The 2,677-nt window shown below is 54.1% G+C and carries 4 protein-coding genes and 1 pseudogene; 1 reads left to right on the top strand and 4 read right to left on the bottom strand.

Translation table 11 applies throughout. The annotated features are described in order from the left end of the window. The 4 genes and pseudogenes from tnpB to C8N32_RS14630 all read right to left on the bottom strand — a co-directional run. Nucleotides 1-318, bottom strand: a 318-nt coding sequence (gene tnpB, locus C8N32_RS14645; RefSeq protein ID WP_107893699.1) for an IS66 family insertion sequence element accessory protein TnpB, incomplete at its 3' end; no start/stop codon positions are given. Beyond that, a complete protein-coding gene (gene tnpA / locus C8N32_RS14640) occupies nt 315-701 on the bottom strand; it encodes an IS66-like element accessory protein TnpA (protein ID WP_107893700.1) in 387 nt (128 codons plus the stop codon). The genes tnpA and tnpB, both read right to left, overlap by 4 nt. A gap of 83 nt (nt 702-784) precedes the next feature. After that, nucleotides 785-925, bottom strand: a pseudogene (locus C8N32_RS14635) (IS481 family transposase); the annotation flags it as partial. Nucleotides 926-1,023: 98 nt separating this feature from the next. Continuing rightward, nucleotides 1,024-1,650: a TetR/AcrR family transcriptional regulator gene (locus tag C8N32_RS14630; protein WP_211309721.1), complete on the bottom strand. Its 627-nt coding sequence runs from the start codon at nt 1,648-1,650 to the stop codon at nt 1,024-1,026. 337 nt (nt 1,651-1,987) lie between these two features. Between C8N32_RS14630 and C8N32_RS14625 the strand changes: the two genes are divergently transcribed. Further along, complete coding sequence (locus tag C8N32_RS14625; protein WP_107893697.1) at nt 1,988-2,635, top strand: ABC transporter ATP-binding protein; 648 nt, start codon at nt 1,988-1,990, stop codon at nt 2,633-2,635. Nucleotides 2,636-2,677: the final 42 nt, after the last annotated feature.

Here is a 2,677-nt window from a genome sequence, read left to right as displayed (position 1 = left end):
CCGCGGCGCGCGCCAATCAATTCCCTCCAGCAGCATCGACAATTGCGCCGGGGTCACTGTGACCTTGCCATCTGATGCTGCCGGCCAAACGTATTTGCCCTTCTCAAGACGCTTGGAGAACATGTATGCCCCTTGACCATCCCACCATACGATCTTCACCAGATCGCCCCGGCGGCCGCGAAACACAAACAGATGTCCAGAGTATGGGTCTTGCTTCAGTACACTCTCGGCCAGGGCCGACAGACCGTTGAACTGCTTGCGCATGTCAGTGACACCAACTGCAAGCCAAACCCGCGTGTTGGCCGGAACCCGGATCACGCCATCAACCCCTCGACCAACGCCAGAACGCCAGACAATGCCGTCGGACCTTCCACCAAAATCCGCCGACCATCCGACAAGGTGATATCAACCCGCTGAGCCGAAACAACCGAATCCACGTCGCTCGTGTCTTCAACCAATGGAACAGCGACCGCCCCTTCGATCTCAACCGGAAGAAAGCCACCGTGGCAATCAGGTTCAACAATCTCGGGTTCCGGCGCAAACCGTAGGTCTTTCAGCCAATTGTGGATCAGATTGGCATTCATCGCATATCGACGTGCAACCTGCGCCACAGACACGCCCGGCACTGTCGTCTGCGCACAAATCGAGCGCTTCTCATCATCCGACCAAAACCGCTTCTTCTGACCCTTCTTCCCAGCCATAAACCGCCTCAAGATGTCCATTATCGAAAATGGACATTATCACTATCCTTCAAATGGCGGCAGAGCGGGCAGACCAGACGGTTACGGTCCATGTCCCGCTGGCGGCACGCCTCGGCCACGTTGCCGAGTTCCCTTGCCAGCTCCAGAACGCTCAGGCGCTGCTGAGCAAGCTTGGTGGCGGTATCACGCGGCGCAGCTTTCTTTGCTGTCGATGATCGTCCCATGGGTGGTTCCTCCTTCCCGAAAATAGCACGGAAAGAAGGTTAAGTGGGCAGACAAAGTCTGCGCGCGGTTTTGCCGCGCGCGTCCTCACTTCAGTCTTCTACTGTGGGTTTTGGGCCCGCAGTCCATTGATTATGAAATCGCAAAACGCTTCGCCCACTTCATCGGCGGTTTGCCGTCCGTTCGGATTGAGCCAAAGGAAGCTGTAGAAAAACATTCCCATTATACCTTTGATCGCAACTTTTTCGATTGGCCTAAATTTGCCTTGGGCGACACCCATCGAGATCGCATCTTCCCAGATCTGCTGATATTCGTAATGGTACTGGGCGACGGTACGGTGCCGCTCACCTGAGAGCGCATGGATCTCGCGAAAGCAGACGGTCATCTCGGGCAGGTGATTATACACAACGCCGATCATCGCCTTGCTCAGCAACTCAATCCGCCGGACTGGGTCAAGCTCGCGCGCTGAAATCTCGCGGCCGTCTTCTATCAGTTTCTTGATGTATCTCGATGAGATATCGAAAAGGAGGTCTTCTTTACTTTTGATATGATGGTACAGCGCGCCTCGACCAAGGCCCGTTACTTCGCCAAGCTCGGCGACGCCAACAGCACTATACCCCTTTTGTGCAAAAAGCATCGCAGCCGAGGTGCGGATGCTGTCTGATTTACTCGTTTCTTTCAGTTTTCCGCTCCCGTTTGAGCCTTCATCGTTTGAAGGGTGAACCAACGTTTAGGTGGTGCCAAGCCTATGGTGGCACTTTTGCAGGAGTGTTTCAAGGTTCAACTCGACCGAACGGTACGGAGAAGCGAGATTATGTCCTGCTATACCGCGTTGATATTCAAGTTATCTTTGGCCATTGTTATTGTAAAAATCTGTTTTTAAAGAAAATTTTAGAGTAATAAATTTCTTGACACCTCACAGGCCTTTCTGACAGCATACCGACCGAACGGTACAGAAATTGAATCCATCGCTGGGAGGGCGGGCCGATTCTAAGCGAACTTCACATCACCAAGGCAACATTTCTCGCCCTTTCGGCTGGTGACGCTTTGGCGGAGCGCGCGCGATGAGCGCCGCTGGTCAGCCCACGGATGTCATGCTGGAGATCAGTGACATCTCGCTCTCTTTCCAGCGCGTGAAGGCCATCAATGCTCTGTCATTTTCAGTCTGCAGGCACGAAATCTGTTCGCTGATCGGGCCAAACGGCGCCGGCAAGAGCTCTTTGCTGAACATCCTGAATGGCGTCTACAGGCCCGATTCCGGGTCGCTCAGTTTTAACGGGCAGAGCTTTGTCGGTTTGACGCCGGTTGAAATCGCCCAACGCGGCATCGGGCGTATGTTCCAGAACAATGCCCTGTTTGAAAAGATGTCCGTCATCGACAATGTCATGACGGGCCTTTCGCGCAAGGCACAGACCAATTTCTTGCAGCATGTGCTGCATTTGCCCGTCGCGCGCAAAGAGACAGACGCCTTTCGCGCCAGATCAGAAGAGGCGATCCGTTTTCTTGGTCTTGAACAGTATCAAGACACGATTGTGGAAAACTTGTCTTACGGCATTCAAAAGCGGGTCGGCCTTGCGCGCGCCCTCGTGGGCGAGCCTGAAGTTTTGCTGCTCGACGAGCCGATGGCCGGAATGAACAAGGAAGAAAAGCAGGAAATGTGTAAGCGGTGTCGCCGCCCCACATTGCCGACGGGATCAGCCATTGCGAGTTGATACGCATCCGAAGAGAAGGAGTGCGTTTCGCAATGTTCGCAA

The sequence above is a fragment of the Rhodovulum imhoffii genome, from assembly GCF_003046545.1.
Classification (GTDB): domain Bacteria; phylum Pseudomonadota; class Alphaproteobacteria; order Rhodobacterales; family Rhodobacteraceae; genus Rhodovulum; species Rhodovulum imhoffii.
The sequence above is the reverse complement of the archived record's forward strand: the minus strand, read 5'-3'. Positions and strand labels throughout refer to the sequence as shown.